24 protein-coding genes are annotated in these 24,506 nt (G+C 53.4%); 8 read left to right on the top strand and 16 right to left on the bottom strand.

The features are described from left to right. Positions 1 to 3: 3 nt before the first annotated feature. The 5 genes from iscA to trmJ all read right to left on the bottom strand — a co-directional run bounded on the left by iscA (position 4) and on the right by trmJ (position 3,577). Entirely contained in the window at positions 4 to 327 is a 324-nt protein-coding gene (gene iscA / locus RT120_RS12395; RefSeq protein ID WP_125294111.1) for an iron-sulfur cluster assembly protein IscA, read from the bottom strand. A 24-nt stretch (positions 328 to 351) separates the two neighbouring features. After that, positions 352 to 738 (bottom strand): Fe-S cluster assembly scaffold IscU, encoded by a 387-nt coding sequence (gene iscU, locus RT120_RS12390; protein ID WP_002463695.1) that lies wholly within the window; start codon positions 736 to 738, stop codon positions 352 to 354. 28 nt (positions 739 to 766) lie between these two features. Next, on the bottom strand, positions 767 to 1,981 hold the full coding sequence (locus RT120_RS12385) for an IscS subfamily cysteine desulfurase (RefSeq protein ID WP_312982925.1): 1,215 nt from the start codon (positions 1,979 to 1,981) through the stop codon (positions 767 to 769). A gap of 238 nt (positions 1,982 to 2,219) precedes the next feature. After that, on the bottom strand, positions 2,220 to 2,708 hold the full coding sequence (gene iscR / locus RT120_RS12380) for a Fe-S cluster assembly transcriptional regulator IscR (protein ID WP_312982924.1): 489 nt from the start codon (positions 2,706 to 2,708) through the stop codon (positions 2,220 to 2,222). A 125-nt stretch (positions 2,709 to 2,833) separates the two neighbouring features. Further along, on the bottom strand, positions 2,834 to 3,577 hold the full coding sequence (trmJ, locus tag RT120_RS12375) for a tRNA (cytosine(32)/uridine(32)-2'-O)-methyltransferase TrmJ (protein WP_312982923.1): 744 nt from the start codon (positions 3,575 to 3,577) through the stop codon (positions 2,834 to 2,836). 122 nt (positions 3,578 to 3,699) lie between these two features. Here trmJ and suhB point away from each other — a divergent pair, with 122 nt between their 5' ends. After that, entirely contained in the window at positions 3,700 to 4,503 is an 804-nt protein-coding gene (suhB, locus tag RT120_RS12370) for an inositol-1-monophosphatase (RefSeq protein ID WP_312982922.1), read from the top strand. A 48-nt stretch (positions 4,504 to 4,551) separates the two neighbouring features. Here suhB and RT120_RS12365 read toward each other — a convergent pair whose 3' ends face one another. Beyond that, on the bottom strand, positions 4,552 to 5,532 hold the full coding sequence (locus RT120_RS12365; protein ID WP_312982921.1) for a nickel/cobalt transporter: 981 nt from the start codon (positions 5,530 to 5,532) through the stop codon (positions 4,552 to 4,554). After that, a complete protein-coding gene (locus RT120_RS12360) occupies positions 5,523 to 6,158 on the bottom strand; it encodes a DUF1007 family protein (protein WP_312983002.1) in 636 nt (211 codons plus the stop codon). Before RT120_RS12360 ends, RT120_RS12365 begins: the two co-directional genes overlap by 10 nt. Before the next feature lie 137 nt (positions 6,159 to 6,295). Here RT120_RS12360 and csiE point away from each other — a divergent pair, with 137 nt between their 5' ends. Then, on the top strand, positions 6,296 to 7,573 hold the full coding sequence (gene csiE / locus RT120_RS12355) for a stationary phase inducible protein CsiE (protein WP_312982920.1): 1,278 nt from the start codon (positions 6,296 to 6,298) through the stop codon (positions 7,571 to 7,573). On the opposite strand, the gene RT120_RS12350 is transcribed toward csiE, so the two are convergent. From RT120_RS12350 to glyA, 7 genes are all read right to left on the bottom strand, one after another. Continuing rightward, positions 7,570 to 8,706 (bottom strand): 3-phenylpropionate MFS transporter, encoded by a 1,137-nt coding sequence (locus tag RT120_RS12350; protein WP_312982919.1) that lies wholly within the window; start codon positions 8,704 to 8,706, stop codon positions 7,570 to 7,572. The two genes, csiE and RT120_RS12350, sit on opposite strands and share 4 nt — an antisense overlap. A gap of 85 nt (positions 8,707 to 8,791) precedes the next feature. Then, positions 8,792 to 9,253, bottom strand: coding sequence for a GNAT family N-acetyltransferase (locus RT120_RS12345; RefSeq protein ID WP_312982918.1), 462 nt, complete (start codon positions 9,251 to 9,253; stop codon positions 8,792 to 8,794). A 26-nt stretch (positions 9,254 to 9,279) separates the two neighbouring features. Beyond that, the gene (locus RT120_RS12340) at positions 9,280 to 9,657 is read right to left on the bottom strand and encodes a carboxymuconolactone decarboxylase family protein (RefSeq protein ID WP_312982917.1); all 378 of its coding nucleotides are present in this window, start codon (positions 9,655 to 9,657) and stop codon (positions 9,280 to 9,282) included. A 57-nt stretch (positions 9,658 to 9,714) separates the two neighbouring features. Then, the gene (locus RT120_RS12335; RefSeq protein ID WP_312982916.1) at positions 9,715 to 10,077 is read right to left on the bottom strand and encodes a MerR family transcriptional regulator; all 363 of its coding nucleotides are present in this window, start codon (positions 10,075 to 10,077) and stop codon (positions 9,715 to 9,717) included. A 38-nt stretch (positions 10,078 to 10,115) separates the two neighbouring features. After that, on the bottom strand, positions 10,116 to 10,280 hold the full coding sequence (locus tag RT120_RS12330; RefSeq protein WP_312982915.1) for a hypothetical protein: 165 nt from the start codon (positions 10,278 to 10,280) through the stop codon (positions 10,116 to 10,118). Positions 10,281 to 10,389: 109 nt separating this feature from the next. Further along, complete coding sequence (locus RT120_RS12325) at positions 10,390 to 10,749, bottom strand: hypothetical protein (protein ID WP_312982914.1); 360 nt, start codon at positions 10,747 to 10,749, stop codon at positions 10,390 to 10,392. A 200-nt stretch (positions 10,750 to 10,949) separates the two neighbouring features. Further along, a complete protein-coding gene (gene glyA / locus RT120_RS12320; protein ID WP_312982913.1) occupies positions 10,950 to 12,203 on the bottom strand; it encodes a serine hydroxymethyltransferase in 1,254 nt (417 codons plus the stop codon). A gap of 323 nt (positions 12,204 to 12,526) precedes the next feature. Between glyA and hmpA the strand changes: the two genes are divergently transcribed. Beyond that, positions 12,527 to 13,717: an NO-inducible flavohemoprotein gene (gene hmpA / locus RT120_RS12315; protein ID WP_312982912.1), complete on the top strand. Its 1,191-nt coding sequence runs from the start codon at positions 12,527 to 12,529 to the stop codon at positions 13,715 to 13,717. Between the two features lie 66 nt (positions 13,718 to 13,783). Here hmpA and mscK read toward each other — a convergent pair whose 3' ends face one another. Beyond that, positions 13,784 to 17,137, bottom strand: coding sequence for a mechanosensitive channel MscK (mscK, locus tag RT120_RS12310; RefSeq protein WP_409515046.1), 3,354 nt, complete (start codon positions 17,135 to 17,137; stop codon positions 13,784 to 13,786). A gap of 133 nt (positions 17,138 to 17,270) precedes the next feature. Further along, the gene (acrR, locus tag RT120_RS12305) at positions 17,271 to 17,915 is read right to left on the bottom strand and encodes a multidrug efflux transporter transcriptional repressor AcrR (protein ID WP_312982911.1); all 645 of its coding nucleotides are present in this window, start codon (positions 17,913 to 17,915) and stop codon (positions 17,271 to 17,273) included. A 143-nt stretch (positions 17,916 to 18,058) separates the two neighbouring features. Between acrR and acrA the strand changes: the two genes are divergently transcribed. From acrA to RT120_RS12280, 5 genes are all read left to right on the top strand, one after another. Then, the gene (gene acrA / locus RT120_RS12300) at positions 18,059 to 19,255 is read left to right on the top strand and encodes a multidrug efflux RND transporter periplasmic adaptor subunit AcrA (RefSeq protein ID WP_312982910.1); all 1,197 of its coding nucleotides are present in this window, start codon (positions 18,059 to 18,061) and stop codon (positions 19,253 to 19,255) included. Positions 19,256 to 19,277: 22 nt separating this feature from the next. Further along, positions 19,278 to 22,427 carry a multidrug efflux RND transporter permease subunit AcrB gene (acrB, locus tag RT120_RS12295; protein WP_312982909.1) on the top strand — a complete coding sequence of 1,050 codons (3,150 nt, stop codon included), beginning with the start codon at positions 19,278 to 19,280 and terminating at the stop codon, positions 22,425 to 22,427. 472 nt (positions 22,428 to 22,899) lie between these two features. Continuing rightward, complete coding sequence (tomB, locus tag RT120_RS12290) at positions 22,900 to 23,274, top strand: Hha toxicity modulator TomB (RefSeq protein WP_312982908.1); 375 nt, start codon at positions 22,900 to 22,902, stop codon at positions 23,272 to 23,274. A gap of 28 nt (positions 23,275 to 23,302) precedes the next feature. Next, the gene (locus RT120_RS12285) at positions 23,303 to 23,521 is read left to right on the top strand and encodes an HHA domain-containing protein (RefSeq protein WP_059040068.1); all 219 of its coding nucleotides are present in this window, start codon (positions 23,303 to 23,305) and stop codon (positions 23,519 to 23,521) included. 441 nt (positions 23,522 to 23,962) lie between these two features. Further along, complete coding sequence (locus RT120_RS12280) at positions 23,963 to 24,436, top strand: YlaC family protein (protein ID WP_312982907.1); 474 nt, start codon at positions 23,963 to 23,965, stop codon at positions 24,434 to 24,436. Positions 24,437 to 24,506: the final 70 nt, after the last annotated feature.

Below are 24,506 nucleotides of genomic sequence, written 5' to 3'. Positions count from 1 at the left end.
GAACTACACGTTGAAGCTTTCGCCGCAGCCACACTCGTCTTTAACGTTCGGGTTAGTGAATTTGAACCCTTCGTTAAGGCCTTCTTTGACGAAATCTAACTGCGTACCATCCAGGAATTGCAGGCTCTTGCCGTCGATCACCACTTTTACGCCTTTGTCTTCAAACACGGTGTCTTCTGCCTGGGGCGCATCCACGAATTCCAGCACATACGCCATGCCAGAGCAGCCGGATGTCCGCACGCCGAGACGCAGGCCAAAGCCTTTACCACGGTTGGCCAGAAAAGTATTCACACGCGCAGCAGCGCTTTCGCTAAGGGTGATCGACATACAACAACCTCAATTCATCAATGATTATTTAGCTTCACGTTTGCTTTTGTAATCCGCAATCGCCGCTTTGATAGCGTCTTCTGCAAGGATTGAGCAGTGAATTTTAACCGGCGGCAGTTCCAGTTCCTCGGCAATATCGGTGTTCTTAATCGCCTGTGCTTCGTCCAGGCTCTTGCCTTTCACCCACTCGGTGATCAGGGAGCTGGACGCGATGGCGGAACCGCAGCCGTAGGTCTTGAAACGCGCGTCTTCAATGATACCGTCATTGTTGACTTTAATCTGCAACTTCATCACGTCGCCACAGGCTGGCGCGCCAACCATGCCGCTGCCTACCGAGTCGTCGCTGTTGTCGAAGGAGCCGACGTTGCGCGGATTTTCGTAATGATCGATAACTTTTTCGCTGTATGCCATGTTGATGTTCTCCAGAAATCTTGTCGAATTAGTGGTGCGCCCACTCGATGCTGTTCAGATCCACGCCCTGCTTAAACATTTCCCACAGCGGAGAAAGGTCGCGCAGACGGCCAATCGATTTACGTACCAGCTCGATGGTGTAGTCGATCTCTTCGACCGTGGTGAAACGTCCCAGAGAGAAACGGATCGAGCTGTGCGCCAGTTCGTCGTTCATCCCCAGCGCGCGCAGCACATAAGACGGTTCAAGGCTTGCAGAGGTACAGGCTGAACCGGAAGATACGGCCAGATCCTTGAGCGCCATAATCAGCGACTCGCCTTCAACATAGTTAAAGCTCACGTTCAGAATGGTCGGAACGCCCTGCTCCAGGTCACCATTCAGATACACTTCTTCGATATCTTTGATGCCGTTCCACAGGCGCAGGCGCAGGCCGCGCAGGCGTTCCATTTCGCTCGCCATCTCTTCTTTGGCGATGCGGTAGGCTTCGCCCATACCGACGATCTGGTGAACCGGCAGCGTACCGGAACGCATACCGCGCTCGTGACCGCCGCCGTGCATCTGCGCTTCGATACGGATACGCGGTTTACGACGCACGTACAGGCCGCCGATGCCTTTCGGACCGTAGATTTTATGGCCGGAGAAGGACATCAGATCGACTTTCATCTTGCTCAGGTCGATAGGCAGTTTGCCCACGCTCTGGGTGGCATCCACGTGGAAAATGATACCGCGCGCACGGCACAGTTCGCCGATGGTGTCGATATCCTGCACCACGCCGATTTCGTTGTTCACGTGCATGATAGAAACCAGGATGGTGTCATCACGCATTGCGGCTTCCAGCGCTTTCAGGTCGATGATGCCGTTGCTCTGCGGTGACAGATAAGTCACCTCGAAGCCTTCGCGCTCCAGCTGACGGCAGGTATCCAGCACCGCTTTGTGTTCGGTTTTACAGGTGATGATGTGCTTGCCTTTTTTCTGATAGAAGTTGGCCGCACCTTTAATCGCCAGGTTGTCGGATTCGGTCGCGCCGGAGGTGAAAACAATTTCACGCGGGTCCGCGCCCAGCAGGTCTGCAATGTGATTGCGGGCGACGTCTACCGCCTCTTCTGCCTGCCAGCCGAAACGGTGAGAACGGGATGCGGGGTTACCGAAGATCCCATCCATAGTCATATGTTGCAGCATTTTCTCGGCGACGCGCGGGTCTACCGGCGTAGTCGCAGAGTAGTCGAGGTAAATCGGTAATTTCATTGCTCTTAAGCTCCGTACATCTCAAATGCTCTGAATCAGGCAACCGGCGGGATGTATGCCGAAGGCGGCAGGGTGCGAGCACCCTGGCCTGATTCCGATATACCCTTCATACTTCGCACCGCAGGCGCGTTGCCTGCTCTCGCTCACCCCAGTCACTTACTGATGTAAGCTCCTGGGGATTCACTCGCTTGTCGCCTTCCTGCAATGCGAATTATTGTGGGTACAAAACTTTTTTTAGTTATGCGCGCAGTTTTACGTTGATTGCGTCCTGTGCGCGGGCCGGGCGATGCGCTTCAGTTTGTTGCCGGCCAGACACGTCGAGTACTTCCTGGTTGTTAACCAGTTCACCCAAAGTAATGTTGTTCAGAAAATCGGTCAGACGATCGCTCAGGTCGCGCCACAGTGCGTGTGTTAAACACTTGTCGCCGCCCTGGCAGCCGCCTTTGCCCTGACAACGGGTCGCGTCAACCGACTCGTCAACAGCGCTGATAACTTCACCTACTGCGATGGCGCTGGGATCTTTGCCTAACAGGTAGCCGCCGCCTGGACCACGCACGCTCGACACCAGTCCATTTTTGCGCAGACGGGAGAAGAGTTGCTCCAGATAGGAGAGTGAAATACCCTGTCGTTCTGAGATATCAGCCAACGGTACCGGACCCGCTTCGGAGTTAAGTGCAACGTCCAGCATTGCGGTTACGGCATAACGCCCTTTTGATGTCAGTCTCATGTCTTACTTAACCTCAACGTCGCCCCTCGAAGCGGGGGTGTTTATTTTAAAGTGGGGTGTTGCATAGCAGGCGCAAGTCTGACATTCCTGAGTAAATTGGTCAACTATTTACCTGAGTAATTTACTCAAGTATTCGGGTCCTTTTTATGCGTACTGTCAATGGACGCCAGCATGCCGCGCAGGATGTTAAGTTCCTGACTTTCCGGGCGTGCGCGGGTAAACAGACGGCGTAATTTGTTCATTACCTGGCCGGGGTGGTTGGCGCGAATAAAGCCGGTATTGAGCAACACCTGCTCCAGATGACCGTAAAAACGCTCTAAGTCATCCACCAGCGGATACGGCGCATCTTCGTTTTCCACAGGGGTCGTTTGCTGCGCCTCGGCAGCCAGCCAGGCCATACGCACTTCATAGGCGATCACCTGTACCGCCATCGCCAGGTTCAGCGAGCTGTACTCCGGGTTGGCGGCAATCGCCACGTGATAATGGCACTTTTGCAGCTCGTCGTTGGTTAAACCGACGCGCTCGCGGCCAAACACCAGCGCCACCGGGGCGTGAGCGGCTTCCGAAATACTCTTCAAACCGCACTCACGCGGATCGAGCATTGGCCACGGCAGGGTGCGCGAACGCGCGCTGGTGCCGACGACCAGGCTACAGCCGGATAACGCTTCATCGAGCGTATCGACAATAGTGGCATTGCCGATGACGTCGCTGGCACCTGCCGCCAGGGCGATAGCCTGGGAGTCGGGTTTAACCAGCGGGTTAACCAGCCAGAGATTGGTAAGGCCCATGGTTTTCATGGCGCGGGCAACGGAGCCCATGTTGCCGGTGTGAGAGGTCTCCACCAGCACGATACGAATGTTTTGCAGCATAGCGAACCGACACAATTTAATAATATGTTGGCATCCTATCATAAACCGGAGACATAATCCGATCTCCCTGCTATACTGCGCGCCGATTTCCTCGTTCTTTAACATCCAGTGAGAGATACCTGATGCATCCGATGCTCAACATCGCCGTGCGTGCTGCGCGCAAGGCCGGAAACTTTATCGCCAAAAACTACGAAACGCCGGACGCCGTAGAGACCAGCCAGAAAGGCAGCAACGATTTTGTGACTAACGTGGATAAAGGCGCAGAGCGCATTATCATCGACACCATCCGCCAGTCCTACCCGCAACACACCATCATTACCGAAGAAAGCGGCGAACACGAAGGCACCGACCAGGATGTGCAATGGATTATCGATCCGCTGGATGGCACCACCAACTTCATTAAACGCCTCCCCCATTTTTCCGTCTCCATCGCCGTACGCGTGAAAGGCCGTACTGAAGTGGCTGTGGTTTACGATCCGATGCGCAATGAACTGTTCACCGCAACACGCGGCCAGGGCGCACAGCTCAACGGGTATCGTCTGCGCGGCAGCAATGCGCGCGATCTGGATGGCACAATTCTGGCGACCGGTTTCCCGTTCAAAGCCAAACAGCACTCCGCTACCTATATCAATATCGTGAGCAAACTGTTCACCCAGTGCGCTGACTTCCGCCGCACCGGTTCCGCTGCGCTGGACCTGGCCTATGTGGCCGCGGGCCGCGTTGATGGTTTCTTCGAAATCAACCTGAAGCCGTGGGACTTTGCCGGTGGCGAACTGCTGGTACGTGAAGCGGGCGGTCTGGTGTGCGATTTCACCGGCGGCCACAACTACGTCATGACCGGCAACCTGGTTGCGGGTAACCCGCGCGTGGTGAAAGCGATGCTCGCCAACATGCGTGAAGAGCTGAGCGACGCCCTGAAGCGTTAATCGATTTTTTAGACTGCAAAATGCCCTGTTTCGACAGGGTATTTTTGTTTAGAAAGGCCGCAAGCCGCCGCCCGGTGGTTGAGCGCTGAGCCACATGATTGCCGCCGCCAGGATCAGGATCGCCCCGCCTGCCAGCGCGAGCGTCGTCCAGCCCACCTGCCGCCAGAGCACTGGCGTTTTATTGCCGCTTAGCCGGATCGCCAGCGTTCGGAAGCTGTGAACCAGCAGCGCCAGCGATGAAATCGTTAGCGAGGTTCCCGCCGCCATCGCCAGCGCCGCAGCGATTCCCCAGCCGAACACGCCAATCACCTTACTGAACAGCAGCACCATAATCGCGCCGGAACAGGGGCGCATGCCCATCGATAAAATTATCATCAGGCGCGCGCGCCAGTCGTCGCCCTGCTCCAGCTGTTGCTGAGTGGGCAGATGCTGGTGCCCGCAGCCGCAGTGCTCGCTATGGACATGATGCGGAGTGAAGACGCTAAATTTGGGACGGCGCAGTAACCCGTGCAGTCGGTTAATCGCCCGCCAGCACAGCATCACGCCCAGTATGCCCACCAGCAGGAAACTGCCCTTCTCCAGCCAGAAACTGCTCATATGCAACTGCCGCGCGGGTAAGGCCAACAGCGACAGCACCACCGCAACCAGACCAATCGCCACCAGCCCCTGCAATAACGAAGAGGCGAACGTCAGCCCTAAGCTGGATTTGAGTTTTGATGGGTGGGTCGCCAGCCAGGTGGTGATCACCACTTTACCGTGGCCCGGCCCCAGCGCGTGGAGTACGCCATAGACGAAGCTGAACAGCAGCAGCGCCCCGCCCGCCTGGCTGGGGTTTTCCGCCACGCGCTTGAGCAGTGCGCTCAGTTCCAGATTGACGCTGCGCTGCCAGACGATGCTTTGCATCATCAGCCTGGGCCAGTATTGCCAGAGCAGCAAACCGGCGGCGACCGCCAGCAGCAAAAACAGGCCCAGCGGCCATAGCTGTATCCAGCGTCGCGCGGGTTTCGGCATTGAAAACACTACTGACATTGCAACTCAACCTTCTGGGCAAATTGTTTCCCTAATTCCATATCCTCCGGCGGCGCGTCTTCTTTATCGAGCGAGATCGCAAAGGCCTGGGTATCCGCCGTGGGCGTCGGGGTGGTCATCGTCAGTTTACACTGCCCAGCGAGTGCGGCGGGCAGCGTGACGTCATGGGTCGCCTCGTAGCTCATATCGACATAATAGGTCGGGTCAAAGGTCGAGATGCTGTAGCGCTGCCCGGCCAGCGGCTGCGGCTTTGCCAGCGGCAGGATAAAGGTCAGCACCGCCTGATGATCTTCCCGCGCCATACCGTATTCGGGAGGAACCGGTAAAAAAGTCACCTTTTTGCCGTTGTGCCACACTTCGGTGAAATAGTGCTGCCCAATAACGTTCGCCATGACTTCCGCCGCCAGCTTCTTCCAGATTTCCGATCCCGGTTTGGCATCGCCCGCGTCATACAACAGGTCTGCTGATGTGATTTCGTCCATCAGCCAGCGCATTTGCAGGCCGGTAAACTGACCGTCCTTTTCGATGATTTGCGTTTTTAGGGTAATAAAACTGTGCGGATGCGCAAGGCTCGGCGTCGCGCAAACGAGCGTCAGCAGCGGCAAAGCGGGCAATATCCTTAACATCGTTGGGCGCATTATCTCTTCCATACAAAAAAATCTGTGAGCCAGACAGGATTACCAAATGAAAGTCCAGACCCGTTCTAACGATAGCTCATACTTTAACTACGCTTAGCTTTGATTAACCTAACTGGAACTTTTGGATGATGACACAGCTTTGTTCGCCGCCATCCGTGCTTTCCAGTCCGCAGCGCCGCTGCCAGATGCTGTTGATGCTCTATTTACCCGGTACCGTGACGCCGGAATTAATCGGGCAAATCAACGGCGTCGATGGTGGCATCGCCCGTCAGGATATTGTTGAAACCAGTTCTGAGATCCAGCGCTACCACCGGCTTTCAATTATGACCCACCCCGACGGCAGCTACCGGATTGAAGGCGCGCCACTCGATCGCAGGCTTTGCCTGCTCCACTGGCTGCGTCGCGCTATGCGCCTGTGCCCTCATTTTGTGCAGCAGCATTTTACGCCCTCGCTGAAAACCGAACTCCGGCAGCGCGGCATCCCCGTCGCATGCTATGACGATACGAATTTACACGCGCTGGTCAACCTTTGTGGACGTCGGCTTAACCGGCAGTTCGAATCGCGCGATACCCAGTTTCTGAGACTGTTCCTGCAATATTGCCTGATGGAACAACACAACGGCCAGTCGCCGGGCTTTAATGAGGTGCAAAATCTCTGGACCGCGCAGCGGGCGGAGTATCTGGCGGCGCAGGAAATTATGCGGCACTGGCAACGCCGGGTGCCGGTGCCGCCACATCAGGATGAACAGTTATTTCTGGCGCTGATGTTTATGATACTGCGGGTGCCGGACCCGCTGAAGGACAATCAGCCGCAGGATATCCAGCTGCGGCTGGCGGTAGCGGAGTTGATTAGTGCGTTTCGCACTCTTTCCGGCATGGCCTTCAGCGATGAAACGGGGCTGGCAACGCAACTCTATGTTCACCTCGCCCAGGCGCTGGACCGCTGTCTGTTCGGTATCGGCATTGATAATGCGCTACCGGAAGAGATCACTCGGCTATACCCGCGTTTGATGCGCACCACCCGCGCGGCCTGCGCCCAGCTTGAAACGCACTACGGCATTCATTTTTCCGATGAAGAGCTCGGCCTGATCGCTATTATTTTTGGCGCGTGGCTGATGCAGGAAAGTGATATTCAGGAGAAGCAGGTATTGCTGCTCACCGGCAATGATCGACAGCTTGAGGAGCAGATTGAGCATCAGCTACGGGAATTAACGCTGCTGCCGCTCACTATCAAATATCTGTCGGTGCATACCTTCCAGAAAGAAGGCGCCTCGAAGGAGGTGACGCTGATTATTACGCCTTACCATACCTCGCTGCCGCTGTTTTCCGCGCCGCTTATCCACGCTACGCTGCCGCTGGGGGAACACCAGCAGCAGCGTATTCGGGAGATTCTGGAAAGCTAGCGCGCTATCACGGCGGGGCGCAACGCGATAGCCGGCACCGCCAGTAGCGCCATGACCCAGAACATCCCGCCTTGCAGGTGCTGGAACAGGAAGCCTGCGAACATGGTCATGATGGCGATGCTGCCACCCATGGCCACGGCGGAATAGACGGCCTGGAGGCGAATCACTTCATTGCCCTGGCGCGCCGAGATATAGCGCATGGCGGCGAGGTGGCAGACGGTGAAGCTCCCGCAGTGCAGGATTTGCGCCACGATAAGCCACGGTAGATCGGTGGTCCAGGCCATCAGCGACCAGCGCACAATCCCGCTCAACGCCGAGAGCAGCAGCAAGTCCCGGGCGCTCCAGCGGCGGAACAGCTTGTTGCTGAGGGTGAATACCACGATTTCGGCAACCACGCCCAGCGACCATAAATATCCCACCACCGAAGCGGAATAACCGGCTTCCTGCCAGTAGATGGCGCTGAAGCCGTAGTAAGCCGCGTGCGCCCCCTGTAATAGCGAGACGCAGGCGAGGAACCGCCAGCTTTCAAGCACCAGTTTTCGCCAGGCAGACCAACCGGCGCTTTCGTTCTGGCGCGCCTGCCCTGCCGGCATAACCGAGGGGCGTAACATCATGCCGAGCAGCATGGAGGCCACGCCAATGCTCAGCATTACGAGGATCGCGTGGTAATCGAAAATGCTGATCAGTTTACCGGTGAGCGCCGATCCAATCACAAACGCCAGCGATCCCCAAACCCGCACCTTGCCGTAATCAAGGGTGATTTGCTTTTGCCAGGTTCCCGCCAGCGCATCGGTTAACGGCACCAGCGGCGAGAAGAACAGGTTGAAGCCAACCATCACGATCAACAGCCAGGCGGTGGTGGTGCCGAGCCAGAACGCGACGGCGAAAATAAGCGTCAGCAGCGCTAACACGCGCAGCGCGAATACCAGCCGGGAGGGATCGGTTACGCGCGGTGCCAGCAACAGGCTGCCAAGGAAGCGGGCGATTAATCCTGCGCCAAGCAGCAGGCCGATGGTCTCCGGCGCTAACCCGATGCCTTTGAGCCAGACGCTCCAGAAAGGTAAGAAAATGCCGTAGCTAAAGAAGTAGGTGAAGTAACTGAGCGCCAGCCAGCGCGTAGAGTGCAAAACCATGAATCCCTCCCGTTTTGGAGGCGATAGTCTGGCGGGTTATTGCAGCAGGTGCAAGGCGTAACATCGGGTTAACAACAAGAAAGCGCTAGATTAGACGCAGCGACATGTTATAGCCCGTAACCGCAAAGCCGCATTTTTCATACAACGTTTTCGCTGCAGGATTATTCGACGCCACCCGCAAGCCGATTTCATGAATATCCAGGGCGCTGAGCGTCTGTTTAAGTTGCGCCATCGCATCGCGCCCAAGTCCTTTACCGCGCCATTGCGGTAACAGGCAAAAATCATAAATCCACGCGACGCGCCCATTCAGGCTTACCCAAAAATAACCGATGGTGTGCTCTGAATGAGCAGGAGTAATACACCACAGCCGGCTGCCTTCTGTGTCCGGGCCGTCGGGAAGATAATTATCGATACTCTGGGCGGCATCATGGCGAGCCTCATCAATAACCCTGTGGCGTGTTGACGCTAAATCCTGGGCATACTCTTCGATAAAAAATGTCCGATATGCCGGGAATTGTTCGCGGGTCATACGCTGTATCGTTACCATTAGGCCTCCCTGATGCCGCCTTATTGTTATAGGTTTAGTTCCTGAAAAACCGTTTTCGCAGTGAACATGGCATTCAGCGCTGCCGGAAAGCCCGCATAGAGCGACATCTGGATAATGACTTCCACAATCTCTTCTTTCGTGCAGCCTACATTCAGTGCGGCGTGAATATGCACGGCCAGTTGCGGCTGCGCATGCCCCAATGCGGTGAGCGCACCGACGGTAATCAGTTCGCGAGTTTTTAGATCTAACCCCGGACGGCTATAGATATCGCCAAATCCAAACTCAATCACATAGCGCCCTAAGTCAGGCGCGACATCAGCCAGCGCGGTAATCACTTTTTCGCCTGCTGCGCCGTCAATTTCTGTCAGTCTCGCAAGCCCTGTTTCGTAGCGTGTCGTTGTCATAACGTTATCCTCTTTGATGTGATAAGAGGCACGTTAATCCTTCGAGTTAACTCCAGGTCAAGCGCTGTTTTTGATGAGTTCGCTATCGTAATGCGCCATCTTCGCTTTCAGGCGATCCAGATGTTGATGCTGCTCTGCCAGGCGCTGTTCAAGCCGTTCAGCATGCTGAGCTAATAATGCACGCCGTTCATTAACCGTTGCATTGCCCTGACTTCTTAACGCGGCATAACGCTGGATTTCTGAAAGCGGCATATCTGTTTCTTTCAGACGAACAATAAAAGCCACCCATTCGACATCGGCTTCCCGATAATCACGATGACCGCTGCTATTCCTGTCAGGGACCAGTAAACCCAATTTTTCATAATAACGAAGCGTATGCGCCGTGAGCCCGGTTAGTTGTGCGAAGTATTGGATACGCATGAGGCCTCTTTAACGATGATCAGAGGCCTCACGGGGCCTCAATAAGAAGAGTACACTTTAAGAGGTTGAGAGAAAACTTCACCTGCCTGCTCCGCTTTCTTTTTCGCCGCTAAAAATCGCTCGAACATTTCGATTTTTTGCATCTTGATAGCTTCATAATCAATGTTTTCATTCATTTTTTTGGCTTCTTTTTTGAATGACATAATAAGCTCCCTCTGTTTGTATATGCAGTTTTTTTAACAGGGCATACCGGTTAATAACCTTGTCATAAATGCGCTGAAGTTCATGGCTATACGCCTGAAAAATCATCACCTAAATGCGTTCAATCTCAGCGATTTGCAAAATGATGTCAATTAACGTCCTGTACAAATAAAGAGCTTCGGCAGCATTGAGATCCAGCGCGCCGGGCGGCTTATCAAACAGAGTTTCGCATTCAGAATTATCCATTGCCGCGACATTGCAAAAACTCACAACGCTAACTGTTAGCGATGCAAGGTCGCCAGAACCTATCTCGTAAAGCCATCTGGTTTTGTCATTTTCTTTACAAAAGATCAGCCTGAAAGTTATCTGTCGGAACGGTTCCAGAGAAAATGTAAAGCAGATATCCGTATATCTAAAAACATCAAACCCCTGCAATTTTTCATGCAAGATCTCATGCATATACCCTGGCATATCAGCATCTCGTCCTTCATCCTGGACGAAAGATTACACAAACGGTAGGTAATGGGGGGCAGCGTCAGCGTGTATAAATAAACGATCAATAAAACAATCGAAGAGAATTGCGAGACATCTTCATAACCCAACCCATAAAAAAACCCCCGACCAGGTCGAGGGTTTTCACCGCTTAACGCTTAACGCTTAACGCTTAACGCTTATGCATAAACCGGGTAGCGGGCGCAGATATCCAGCACTTTCTGCTTCACGCGTTCGATGGTCGCTTCGTCATTGATATTATCCAGCACGTCGCACATCCAGCCAGCCAGCTCTTTCGCTTCCGCTTCTTTAAAGCCGCGACGGGTAATAGCCGGGGAACCGATACGAATACCGGACGTCACGAACGGGCTCTTCGGATCGTTCGGTACGCTGTTTTTGTTGACGGTGATGTTTGCGCGGCCCAGGGCTGCGTCGGCTTCTTTACCGGTCAGGTTTTTATCAACCAGGTCCAGCAGGAACAGGTGGTTTTCAGTGCCGCCAGATACCACTTTGTAGCCACGGTTCAGGAACACTTCCACCATCGCTTTGGCGTTTTTCGCAACCTGCTGCTGGTAAACTTTAAACTCTGGCTCCATCGCCTCTTTCAGCGCCACGGCTTTCGCTGCGATAACGTGCATCAGCGGGCCGCCCTGCGCGCTAGGGAATACGGCAGAGTTCAGTTTTTTGTACAGCTCTTCGTCGCCACCTTTGGCGAGGATCAAACCACCGCGTGGACCCGCCAGGGTTTTGTGGGTGGTTGTGGTCACAACGTGAGCATGGGGAACCGGGTTCGGGTAAACGTCTGCGGCAATCAGACCTGCCACGTGCGCCATATCAACGAAAAGATATGCGCCGATGCTGTCTGCGATTTCACGCATTCTTGCCCAGTCAACCACACCAGAATAAGCAGAGAAGCCGCCGATGATCATTTTCGGCTTGTGGGTCTGGGCCTGCTTCGCCATGTCTTCGTAGTCAATTTTACCGGACTCATCAATGCCGTAAGGGATGATGTTGTACAGTTTGCCCGAGAAGTTAACCGGCGAACCGTGAGTCAGGTGACCGCCTTGCGCCAGGTTCATACCCAGAACGGTATCGCCCGGTTGCAGCAGCGCGGTATAAACCGCAAAGTTAGCCTGAGAGCCGGAATGCGGCTGCACGTTAGCGTAGTCCGCGCCAAATAGCTCTTTTGCACGGTCAATCGCCAGTTGCTCAACGATATCCACGTATTCGCAACCGCCGTAGTAGCGTTTGCCCGGATAACCTTCAGCATATTTGTTGGTCAGCTGAGAACCCTGAGCCTGCATAACACGCGGGCTGGTGTAGTTTTCGGAGGCGATAAGTTCAATATGTTCTTCCTGGCGAACCTTCTCCTGCTCCATAGCCTGCCACAGTTCGGCATCATAATCGGCAATGTTCATTTCACGCTTTAACATCCGCATCTCCTGACTCAGCTAACGGTAAACTTTTACGGCAATAAGGGGCCCTTTTTGGGCAACGGGCAACAGTGTAAACCGATTAACAGTGTGAAGATAGGTCTTGACAAAGGTTTTTACGCAAACGATTGGCTTCAGGCTACGCAAGGCTTCAGCGCCCTTCACAATCGCCACTTGTCACGGAATTCTTTTCAGGATCGTGATGCAGGTTTTTCATTAACACTCAATAACAAAATCTCAACAGAGACCCTTTACAGCGCAGGGATAAATTTATAAGATGCATTCAAAATGCATATTATAGACACCTGCAAAGGAACACCCTGATGTTAGACGCTCAAACTATCGCGACTGTAAAGTCCACTATTCCTCTACTGGCAGCAACGGGCCCGAAACTGACCGCCCACTTTTATGACCGGATGTTTGCTCATAATCCCGAACTCAAAGATATTTTTAATATGAGCAACCAACGCAACGGCGATCAACGTGAAGCGTTGTTCAACGCCATTTGCGCTTATGCTACCAACATCGAAAACCTGGCGGCGCTGTTGCCTGCGGTGGAGAAAATTGCCCAGAAGCACACCAGTTTTCATATCAAGCCTGAACAATACAACATCGTCGGCAGCCATCTGTTAGCGACGCTGGATGAGATGTTCAGCCCAGGCCAGGAAGTGCTGGATGCCTGGGGCAAAGCCTACGGCGTGCTGGCGCAGGTATTTATTAACCGTGAAGCGGAAATCTACCAGGAAAACGCCGGAAAATCTGGCGGCTGGGAAGGCACTCGTCCGTTCCGCATCACTGAAATCAAACAGCAAAGCGCGCTGATCACCAGTTTTGAATTTACCCCGGTAGACGGCGGTCCGGTGGCGGATTACAAGCCCGGCCAGTATCTGGGCGTGTGGATTAAACCTGAAAACTTCGAGCACCAGGAAATTCGCCAGTATTCCCTGACCCGCAAACCAAACAGCAAAAGCTACCGTATTGCGGTGAAACGCGAAGGCGAAGGGTTGGTGTCAAACTGGCTGCACGGCCATGCCAAAGTGGGCGATGTGATTAATCTGGTAGCCCCGGCGGGTGATTTCTTTATGGACGTGCCGCCGACGACGCCTGTGACGCTGATTTCCGCGGGCGTGGGCCAAACGCCGATGCTGGCAATGCTGGATAATCTGGCCGCCAATCACCATGAAGCGCAGGTAAACTGGCTGCACGCCGCTGAAAACGGTGATGTGCATGCCTTTGCGGATGAAATTGCCTTACACGGTAAATTGCTGAAGCATTTTGATTACCATATCTGGTATCGCGTACCGTCGCAGCGTGACCGTGAAAGCGGGCGTTTCCACAGCGAAGGGTTGATGGATCTGCTGAAGCAGGAAGGCGCGCTGAAGGTTCCGGATATGACGTTTTTCCTGTGCGGCCCGGTGGCGTTTATGCAGTTTGCGGCGAAACAACTGGTCAGCCTGGGCATTGACCCGGCAAACATCCATTACGAATGCTTCGGCCCGCATAAAGTACTGTAATAAAAAGGGGGATATTATCCCCCGATAATTCTTCTCAGGTGAGGGCGTTCTGCGCCCTCACCTTTTTTATGCCGCAGACGGGGCCGGGCCATTATTCAAATCGCGCTTCACTTCGGTGAACTGCTCGCCGTTCTTGTTATGCAGGTGCACTTCAAGCTGGTTGAACGCGATATTAATGTCGTTTTCACGGCACAGACGATCGATAGTGCGGTTCAGTTCATCCACGGTGTAGCTGCGATCGCGCAGTTCACGCACGTAAAGACGCAACTCGTGATCCAGCGTGCTCGGTCCGAAGGTAGTAAAGAACACCGATGGCTCCGGATCGTGCATGACTTTCGGATGTTCCATCGCGGCCTTTAACAGGAGCGCTTTTACCTTGTCCAGATCCGATCCGTAAGCCACGCCGAGGCGGATCACCACGCGGGTGATGGTATCGGTCAACGACCAGTTGATCAGCCGCTCGGTCACAAACGCCTTGTTCGGGATAATCACCTCTTTACGATCGAAGTCGGTGATGGTGGTGGCGCGGATACGGATTTTGCTCACCGTTCCCGAGAAGGTGCCGATTGTGACGGTATCGCCAATACGCACCGGACGCTCAAACAGGATAATGATACCGGAAACGAAGTTACCGAAAATCTCCTGCAACCCGAAGCCCAGGCCGACCGACAGCGCCGCTGCCAGCCATTGCAGTTTGTCCCACGACACCCCGAGCGAACCGAAAATAATCATCGCCCCCGCGCCGATAATCACGTAGTTGAGTATGGTGGTAATGGCGTATGACGTGCCCTGCCGCATATTGAGGCGCGACAGCACCAGCACTTCCAGCAGGCCCGGCAAGTTGCGGATCAGCGCCCAGGCGACCGCAAACGCGGCCAGCGCAAACAGCAGGCTCCCCATGGTGACGTGCTTCATCACCGCCGCCCCCGCTTCAGTGCCGTTGTAATTCCACAGCACCACGCTGTCGAGATAGGCGAAGACGGTGATTAAATCTGACCAAATTGCCCAGAACACCACGCCGAATAGCGCAAACATCGTCAGCATTGCCAGACGCAGCGTTTGCTGGTTGATCTGGTCAAGACCCAGCGGCGGCTCTTCTACCGGCTCGGCACCCTCGGCCCCCTCTTTGACCAGATTCTGGCGACGGGCGATAGCGCGGCGATAGGCGATACGGCGCGCCGCGACGCTTAACCCGCGCAGCACGGTCTGGTACAGCAGGTTCCAGACGATCACCAGATAAACGGTATCAATCCAGCGTCCAGCCAGGCGCAGTGTGGTGTAGAAGTAACCTGTCACCGTCAGCACCAGCAACATAACCGGCACAATCGCCAGCACGGTGATCGTGACCAAACGCATGGTGTGCGATTCTTTATCGCGCCAGCTTTCCCGGCACATCGGCCAAATCAGCGCGGCGATCACCAGCAGGTTGATGAAAATCATCGCCTGCCCCAGTACATCGTCCATGAGATTAAGCGGCGATAGCTCCGCAACCACCGACCAGAACAGCAATGGCAACAGCGCCAGGCTTACGCGCACAATCTGGCGACGCCAGTGGCTGGTGAGTTGCGCAGGCATATTGAAGTGGCTGACCGCCATGCCGTCTTTTTCCAGCACCCGCCAGCAAACCCCGAACACCAGCCAGAACATGGCAAGCTTTTTACTGAATTCCCACAGCAAATCGCTGATGTTGATCTGCATAAACAGCAGGATCAGCCCGCACGCCAATATCACCAGGCAGACCGGTAAGGCGCGGATAAAGTTAATCAGAATCGCTTTTGGCGTGTGTAACTGGCTGTCGTTACGTAACTGCCCCACTTCAGAAGCCAGTTTTGCCAGATACTGCCTTAACCAGCCGAATCGCCAGCGGATCAGCCCAGCGATCAGCAGCAACGGCAAACCGGCAAGAAACGCCACGGCCACAGACGGCCAGGCTTTTTTCCAGTTCACCGTGATTTTCATGGCCTTAATCTGATCGTGGATTGCGCCCGGGAAGGCTTTAATCCAGTCCCAGTCCATCGGACGGTTACTGTTTACCCAGAAGATTTGCTGGGTCAGCATCTGTTTGAGGTTTTTACTGACGCTCATTAACTGCTGCTGGTTGATTTGCAGGTTGATAGCCATCATCAATTGCGTGCCGAGCTGCTTGTTCAACTGATCGAGCAGTTCGCGGCGCATATCCACCAGCTGCAACAGGGTATCGTGCACCTCTGCGTTCACTTCGCCCTGATGCCCTTCTTCCAGCTTCGCCACAAAGGCGTCGTTCTGGAACAGCGCGTCACGCTGCTGGTTCAGGTCAAACTGTTCAAGACGCAAGTCGGCGATGCGGTTGGTCATATCCTCGAGTTCATCAGCGGAAGGCAGCGTCTGCTGTTGCTGATAAAGGATACGCGACAGCAGCAAGCTGCCTTTTAAAACCGAGATCTGCTCTTTCAGGGTCCGTTCAGATTGCAGCGCGCGATCGAGCCAGTTTTTAACTTTGATGTTTTGCTGCACCAGGGAGTTGCCGTTTTCCGTGGCGGTAATCAAACGCTGGCTGAGCTGGTGGTTAATATCCAGTTCCTGTTTGACCAGCGGGTTGTTTTGCAGACTGGACGAATCATCTGGCGTGACCGCTTCCTGGGCCGTTTTCTCCGTCAGTGACAGGCGTTTGGTATTTGCCGCTTCCTGCAAAAGCTGGAGCTGATGCTCTAGCTGATTGATATGGGCAGTGGTGTAATCACGCTGTTTTTGCAGGCTGTCCTGTAACGCGGTATTCCCTTCCAGGCTCTTACGCTGCTGATCGATTTGCGCATTCAGCAATGCCTGTTGAACCAGCATTAACGTTTGTTGCGAGGGCCGCAGCGCCGCCTCGCCCGGCGTGGTGCCGTTCAGGCGGTTTCTGAGCTGCTGCAATTCCTGCGAGGCGGTGTACATGGCGTTTTGCACCCGCTCCGGCTGAGTCTGCAACGACACCAGTTGGCTATTAAACGTGGAGAGATCGTTTTGCGCGCTCTGGAGTTCATCCACCATGCTGCTGGTGCGCGCTTCGAGCTGGCGTAATGACATCGCCTTGAATGTCTGGCGCAGACTGTCGTCGCTCTCCGGAGTACTTAACGCGTTCAGCGCCTCTGTCGCCTGGCGCATTTTTTCCGGCGCCTGGGCCACACGCTGGCGCAGTTGAGTGGTTTCTTGTTTTACCCGCTCGATTTTCTCAAGGGCTTCAAGGGTTTGGGTGAGATCCTGCTGAACCAGCTTATCCTGAGCAGAAAGCGTTTTTTGTTTACTCAGCGCATCCAGCTGGCTTTGAATATCAGCACGCGCCGGCAATTCGCCGTTAGAAGCGGCGTTCGCAACGCCTGCGGAAAGCAGAAATCCAGCCAGAAGAAGCCACACCAGCGCCATGACGCAGGTTATTTTGCGAAATTGAAGATCGTGCTGCATAGTTTTTGAATGAGTGATTAACGGGCCGAGAATATATCGGAGAAAGTTTGTGAGGCGCAGAATACCACGGGACTGAGGCGCAGAATAGCAAGGCGGTGGGGATAGAGAGAAATCCGACAACGGTGCCGGTTTTTTATGAGGCGGCGGGTTTTTGAAGCGTCGGGCAAAACTGATACATTTCAAGCAGGATTTCAACGAAGACGCGCGCTTCGGATTTTAAATCGAAGGTTTGCGGGGCGAATAGCCAGTTTTCCATTAAGCCAGTGATATAACTGCGCATCAGGATCGTGGCGCGGCGGACATTGAGGGTCTCGGGGATCATTCTGGCGGCTATACAGTTGTTTAGTGCCAGTTCGATGCGTTCATGGCTGGCCAGGCAATATTCGCGATGAAGCTGTTGCACCCGTGCCATTTCGCCAACAAACTCACATTTGTGAAAGATAATTTCCATCATCAACCGACGGCGCTCCTCTGAAACGGTAGCTTCAAGAATATAAATTAGAATTTCTCTTAAAACTGACAGTGGATCACCGGGGTATTTTGCCTGATACTCAGTTTCAAGATCCCCAAGACTGGACTCTGACAACTCCCAGATTTCACTAAATAAATCGGACTTGTTTCTGAAGTGCCAATAAATTGCACCACGCGTCACCCCAGCGGCCTGGGCAATATCTGCCAGTGATGTAGCCGAAACACCCTGCCGGGAAAACAGGCGAATCGCCACATCAAGGATGTGATTTCGCGTTTCCAGCGCCTGTTGTTTGGTTTTTCGTGCCATATGTTTGTGAATTTACAGGGGTCAGATTTACATACATTTATGAATGTATGTACCATATCACGACCATAATTTAAACGCAGCAATGGGTTTGTGGACGTTTGATCCATCAATCAATTTTGAAATCGGACACTCGAGGTTTACCTATGAACAAAAACAGAGGGTTAACGCCTCTGGCGGTCGTTCTGATGCTCTCAGGCAGCTTAGCGCTTACAGGATGTGACGACAAACAGCAGCAACAGCAGGCGCAGCATACGCCGGAAGTCGGCGTGGTGACGCTGAAAAGCGAACCTCTACCGATCACAACCGAGCTTCCCGGCCGCACCAGCGCATATCGCGTGGCGGAAGTTCGTCCTCAGGTGAACGGTATTATCCTGAAGCGTAATTTCGTGGAAGGCAGTGATATCGAGGCGGGTGTCTCCCTTTATCAGATTGATCCAGCAACTTACCAGGCCTCTTACGAGAGCGCAAAAGGCGATCTGGCGCGCGCCCAGGCCAGCGCCAATATCGCTCAGGTGACCCTGCGGCGTTACCAGAAACTGATTGGCACGAACTACATCAGCCAACAGGACTATGATGACGCTCAGGCCACGGCTCAGCAGGCCAACGCCGCTGTGGTTGCTGCAAAGGCTGCGGTTGAAACCGCGCGCATTAATCTCGCCTATACCAAAGTGACGTCGCCAATCAGTGGCCGCATCGGTAAATCCAACGTTACCGAAGGCGCGCTGGTGCAGAACGGCCAGGCCACGGCGCTGGCGACCGTACAGCAACTCGACCCTATCTATGTGGATGTGACCCAGTCCAGCAACGACTTCCTGCGTCTGAAACAGGAACTGGCCAGCGGCGCGCTGAAACAAGAGAACGGAAAAGCGAAAGTACAGCTGGTGACCTCTGACGGGATTAAGTTTGATCAGGAAGGCACGCTGGAGTTTTCTGACGTGACCGTCGACCAAACCACCGGCTCGATTACGCTGCGCGCACTGTTCCCTAACCCGAACCACACGTTATTGCCGGGCATGTTTGTGCGCGCGCGTCTCGAAGAAGGGGTTAACCCCAACGCGATTCTGGTGCCGCAACAAGGTGTAACCCGTACGCCACGCGGCGATGCATCCGCGATGGTAGTGGGCGAAGGCGACAAAGTTGAAGTGCGTCAAATCACGGCCACTCAGGCTATCGGCGATAAATGGCTGGTGACTGACGGTCTCAAAACAGGCGATCGCGTGATTATTACCGGGTTGCAAAAAGTTCGTCCTGGCGCTCAGGTCAAAGCACAAGAAGTTACGGCTGATGCGGATAAACAATCCACCGCAGCCAATGCCGCGCCAGAACAACCGAAGTCTTAACTTAAACAGGAGCCGTTAAGACATGGCTAAGTTTTTTATCGATCGCCCAATCTTCGCGTGGGTAATCGCCATCATTATCATGCTGGCGGGGGGTCTTGCGATCATGAAACTGCCGGTGGCGCAGTATCCGACGATCGCGCCGCCAGCTATTCAGATCACCGCCATGTACCCGGGTGCCGATGCGAAAACCGTACAGGATACGGTGACGCAGGTTATCGAACAGAACATGAACGGTATCGACAACCTGCTTTATATGTCCTCAACCAGTGACTCGTCGGGTTCGGTGCAAATCACCATTACCTTCGATTCCGGTACAGACGCCGATATCGCCCAGGTACAGGTGCAGAACAAACTGCAACTGGCGATGCCTTTGCTGCCGCAGGAAGTGCAACAGCAAGGCGTGAGCGTTGAGAAATCGTCGAGCAGCTTCCTGATGGTTGTCGGGATGATCTCTACCGATGGCTCAATGACCCAGGAAGATATTGCTGACTACGTGGGCGCAACGGTGAAAGATCCGATCAGCCGTACCACGGGTGTTGGCGACGTGCAGCTGTTCGGTGCGCAGTATGCGATGCGTATCTGGATGGACCCGAACAAACTCAATAACTTCCAGTTGACCCCGGTTGACGTGATCAACGCAATCAAAGCGCAGAACGCCCAGGTTGCAGCAGGCCAGCTCGGCGGTACGCCGCCGGTGAAAGGCCAACAGTTGAACGCCTCTATCATCGCCCAGACCCGTCTGACTTCTGCGGAAGAGTTCAGCAAAATCCTGTTGAAAGTGAATCAGGATGGTTCCCAGGTTCGCCTGAGTGATGTGGCGAAAGTGGAGCTGGGCGGCGAAAGCTATGACGTTATTGCCCGTTATAACGGCCAGCCTGCATCCGGTCTGGGTATTAAACTGGCAACCGGCGCTAACGCCCTGGATACTGCTGCGGCGGTGCGTGAATCCATTGAGAAGATGAAGCCGTTCTTCCCGCACGGTCTTGAAGTGGTTTACCCGTACGACACCACGCCGTTCGTTAAAATCTCCATTAACGAAGTGGTAAAAACGCTGATTGAGGCGATCGTGCTGGTATTCCTGGTCATGTACCTGTTCCTGCAGAACTTCCGGGCCACGCTGATCCCAACCATTGCGGTACCGGTGGTATTGCTGGGGACTTTCGCCATCCTTGCCGTGTTTGGGTACTCGATAAACACCCTGACAATGTTCGGTATGGTACTGGCGATAGGCCTGCTGGTGGATGACGCCATCGTGGTGGTGGAAAACGTTGAGCGTGTGATGGCGGAAGAAGGATTGCCGCCGAAAGAAGCGACGCGTAAATCCATGGGCCAGATCCAGGGCGCGCTGGTGGGTATCGCCATGGTGCTGTCGGCGGTATTTATTCCGATGGCGTTCTTCGGTGGTTCAACCGGTGCGATTTATCGTCAGTTCTCGATCACGATCGTTTCCGCAATGGTGCTGTCAGTGTTAGTCGCGCTGATCCTGACCCCTGCCCTGTGCGCCACCATGCTGAAACCGATCGCCAAAGGCGATCACGGCGAAGAGAAAAAAGGCTTCTTCGGTTGGTTTAACCGGATGTTCGATAAGAGCACTCACCACTACACCGACAGCGTAGGCAACATCCTGCGCAGCACTGGCCGTTATCTGCTGCTGTATCTGCTGATTGTTGGCGGCATGGCGTTCCTGTTCATCAAGCTGCCCAGCTCGTTCCTGCCGGAAGAAGACCAGGGCGTGTTCCTGACCATGGCCCAGTTGCCGGCGGGTGCCACCCAGGAACGTACCCAGAAAGTGCTGGATGAGGTGACCGATTACTACCTGACCAAAGAAAAAGCCAACGTTAACTCGGTGTTTACCGTAAACGGCTTCGGCTTCTCCGGTCGCGGTCAGAACACCGGCCTGGCGTTCGTTTCCCTGAAAAACTGGGATGAGCGTCCGGGCGATGAGAACAAAGTGGAGGCGATCACCGGTCGCGCCATGGGCCGTTTCGCACAGATTAAAGATGCGATGGTGTTCGCGTTTAACCTCCCGGCGATTGTTGAACTGGGTACGGCGACCGGCTTTGACTTCCAGCTGATCGACCAGGCTAACCTGGGCCACGAAAAACTCACCCAGGCGCGTAACCAACTGCTGGGCGAAGTGGCGAAGCATCCGGATCTGCTGACGGGCGTGCGTCCTAACGGACTCGAAGATACGCCGCAGTACAAAATCGATATCGATCAGGAGAAAGCGCAGGCGCTGGGCGTCTCTATCTCCGACATTAATACCACGCTGGGCTCGGCCTGGGGCGGTAGCTATGTGAACGACTTTATCGACCGTGGGCGCGTCAAGAAAGTGTACGTGATGTCGGAAGCGGAATACCGCATGCTGCCGGAAGATATCAATAACTGGTACGTGCGTAATACCGATGGGCAGATGGTGCCGTTCTCGGCCTTCTCTACCGCCCACTGGGAATACGGTTCGCCGCGACTGGAGCGCTATAACGGTCTTCCTTCCATGGAGATTCTCGGCCAGGCGGTTCCAGGCAAGAGTACCGGTGAAGCGATGAACATGATGGAAGAACTGGCCAGCAAGTTGCCGACCGGTATCGGTTATGACTGGACGGGGATGTCCTATCAGGAACGGTTGTCGGGCAACCAGGCGCCTGCGCTGTATGCCATATCATTAATCGTGGTGTTCCTGTGTCTGGCGGCGCTGTATGAAAGCTGGTCTATCCCGTTCTCGGTTATGCTGGTGGTACCGCTGGGGGTTATCGGCGCACTGTTGGCGGCCACGTTCCGCGGCCTGAACAACGACGTGTACTTCCAGGTGGGCCTGCTGACAACCATTGGCTTGTCGGCGAAGAACGCAATATTGATTGTGGAATTCGCCAAAGACCTGATGGACAAAGAAGGCAAAGGGCTGGTCGAAGCGACGCTGGAAGCGGTTCGTATGCGTCTGCGCCCAATCCTGATGACCTCGCTGGCATTTATCCTCGGGGTAATGCCGCTGGTTATCAGTTCCGGCGCGGGCTCCGGCGCACAGAACGCGGTGGGTACCGGCGTAATGGGCGGGATGATTACCGCGACAGTACTGGCAATCTTCTTCGTACCGGTATTCTTTGTGGTGGTTCGTCGTCGTTTTAATCGTAAAAACGAAGATACTGAACATACCCACACCATGAAACACTCCTGATAAATAGGCCGCGCAAGCGGCCTTTTTTATATATCTTATCTGCGCTTAAAAGCGTGGTTAAAACAGGTATTAAGTGTGCGCTATCACTATCGAGAACAAACAGCAATAGTAAACAAAGGTGCTTATTGGCGGCTTTTATTAAGATAAGTCCTGGGCATAAGCAATTTACTAAGGAATATTCCTGGAATTAACGTAAATTTTGAAAACGCCAGGCAGGTATAATGATGCCTCTTTTTATGCGCTATAATCAAAAAAGCTTCTTTTAATCTCACCTGAAAGTATTACCTTTTTGCGCTGCCTGTAACAAACTGCATTAATTGTAATTTTTCGTAATAGAAGAAGGTAAAAGACGTGGGGGTGATTTATAGTTAAATTAGATTGAAACTCGTATGGCGAACCCCCATTTATCTCAGAGTGTTACCCCTGTGATGTTAAGTTCATAAAATTTTTTCGTTAAAAAGGGGGATGCGTTATGGACGAATACTCACCAAAACGGCATGATATAGCGCAGCTAAAATTCCTTTGCGAAAATCTGTATCATGACTGCCTGACTACGCTGGGTGATAGCAATCACGGCTGGGTCAACGATCCAACCTCGGCCATCAACCTACAGTTAAATGAATTGATTGAGCATATTGCGAGTTTTGCGCTTAATTACAAAATTAAGTATGACGAAGACAATGCGTTGATTGAACAGATAGATGAATACCTTGATGATACCTTCATGTTGTTCAGCAACTACGGCATAAGCGCCCAGGATTTACAAAAGTGGCGCAAATCAGGTAATCGCCTGTTCAGGTGCTTTGTTAACGTCAGTAAGGCCAACCCAGTGAGCCTTTCTTTTTAAAATTATTACAATCACTTACGGTGAAATTATGTCAGAAAAGCCCTTAACAAAAATTGATTATTTAATGCGTCTACGACGCTGCCAGACTATTGATACACTTGAAAGAGTTATTGAAAAGAATAAATACGAATTATCGGATAACGAACTGGCGGTATTTTATTCAGCAGCCGACCACCGTCTTGCCGAACTGACGATGAATAAGCTATACGATAAAATACCGTCTTCTGTGTGGAAATTTATCCGTTAATTACCCGGATATTTCCTGGCAATTATAGTTGTGCTGACCTCAACCCTGTATTACCAGGGGCGATTGAAGCCCCACTTCTACAGTACACCTGCAAGACATAAGGGAATGAATCCCGAGATGCTGCTGCAATGCGTTGTGTTCACTCCTGGCCTCGAAGGGAACCCGTCATGAGTGAACAAAATCGCGCCGGGATCGCACAAGATCGTTATCCGCCTTAATGCACCTTGTCACGCTAGTTATTGTCTTGCGCACTCGTAAACTGCTTACCTTGCTGACAGAAGCCATACGGCGGTCGGGGCCAGTGAACCGCATCCCCCCAAATAATGTGAATAAAAGGTAAACTGTTATACCTTTTTTAAGACTTTCTGTTACTGTTTATGGTTATTACGGCTGATTACAATACAGTCGTCTTCCTTCCCGTTACTTTTTTGTAGGCCCAGAATGACGGAAATACAGCATCTGCTTCATCAAACTATTGAGCGATTAAACCGCGAAGAAAAGCGTGATAACCGCCCACGCTTCAGCATCAGTTTTATCCGCAACTATCCCGGCCTGTTTATCGCCATGTACGTGGGCTGGTTCGCTACGCTTATCGTGATGCTGCAATCGGAAACCTTAGTGGATTCAGTGTGGTTGCTGGTCGTCCTGTTTGTTTTAATGAACGGTTTTTTCTTCTTTGATGTTAATCCGCGCTATAAATACGAAGATATCGATGTGCTGGATTTACGCGTTTGCTATAACGGCGAATGGTATAATACCCGCCACGTCCCGGATTCGTTGATTAACGACATCCTGCATTCTCCGCGCGTCGAGCCTGAGAAAAAAACGCTGCTTAACGCTATGGTCAGCCGCAAAGGTAACCTCTCCTTTTACGATATTTTCTCACTCGATAAAGGCGCAAACACGGCGCGATAAAAAAGAGCCTGCAATGCACTGGGGAATCCCCAGTAATGTGCGGGTAAAAAAGGACGGGCATAGAGTTTTG

It is taken from the genome of Atlantibacter sp. (genome assembly GCF_032062175.1).
In the GTDB taxonomy this organism is placed as follows: domain Bacteria; phylum Pseudomonadota; class Gammaproteobacteria; order Enterobacterales; family Enterobacteriaceae; genus Atlantibacter.
This window is presented reverse-complemented; position numbering and strand designations above follow the sequence as displayed.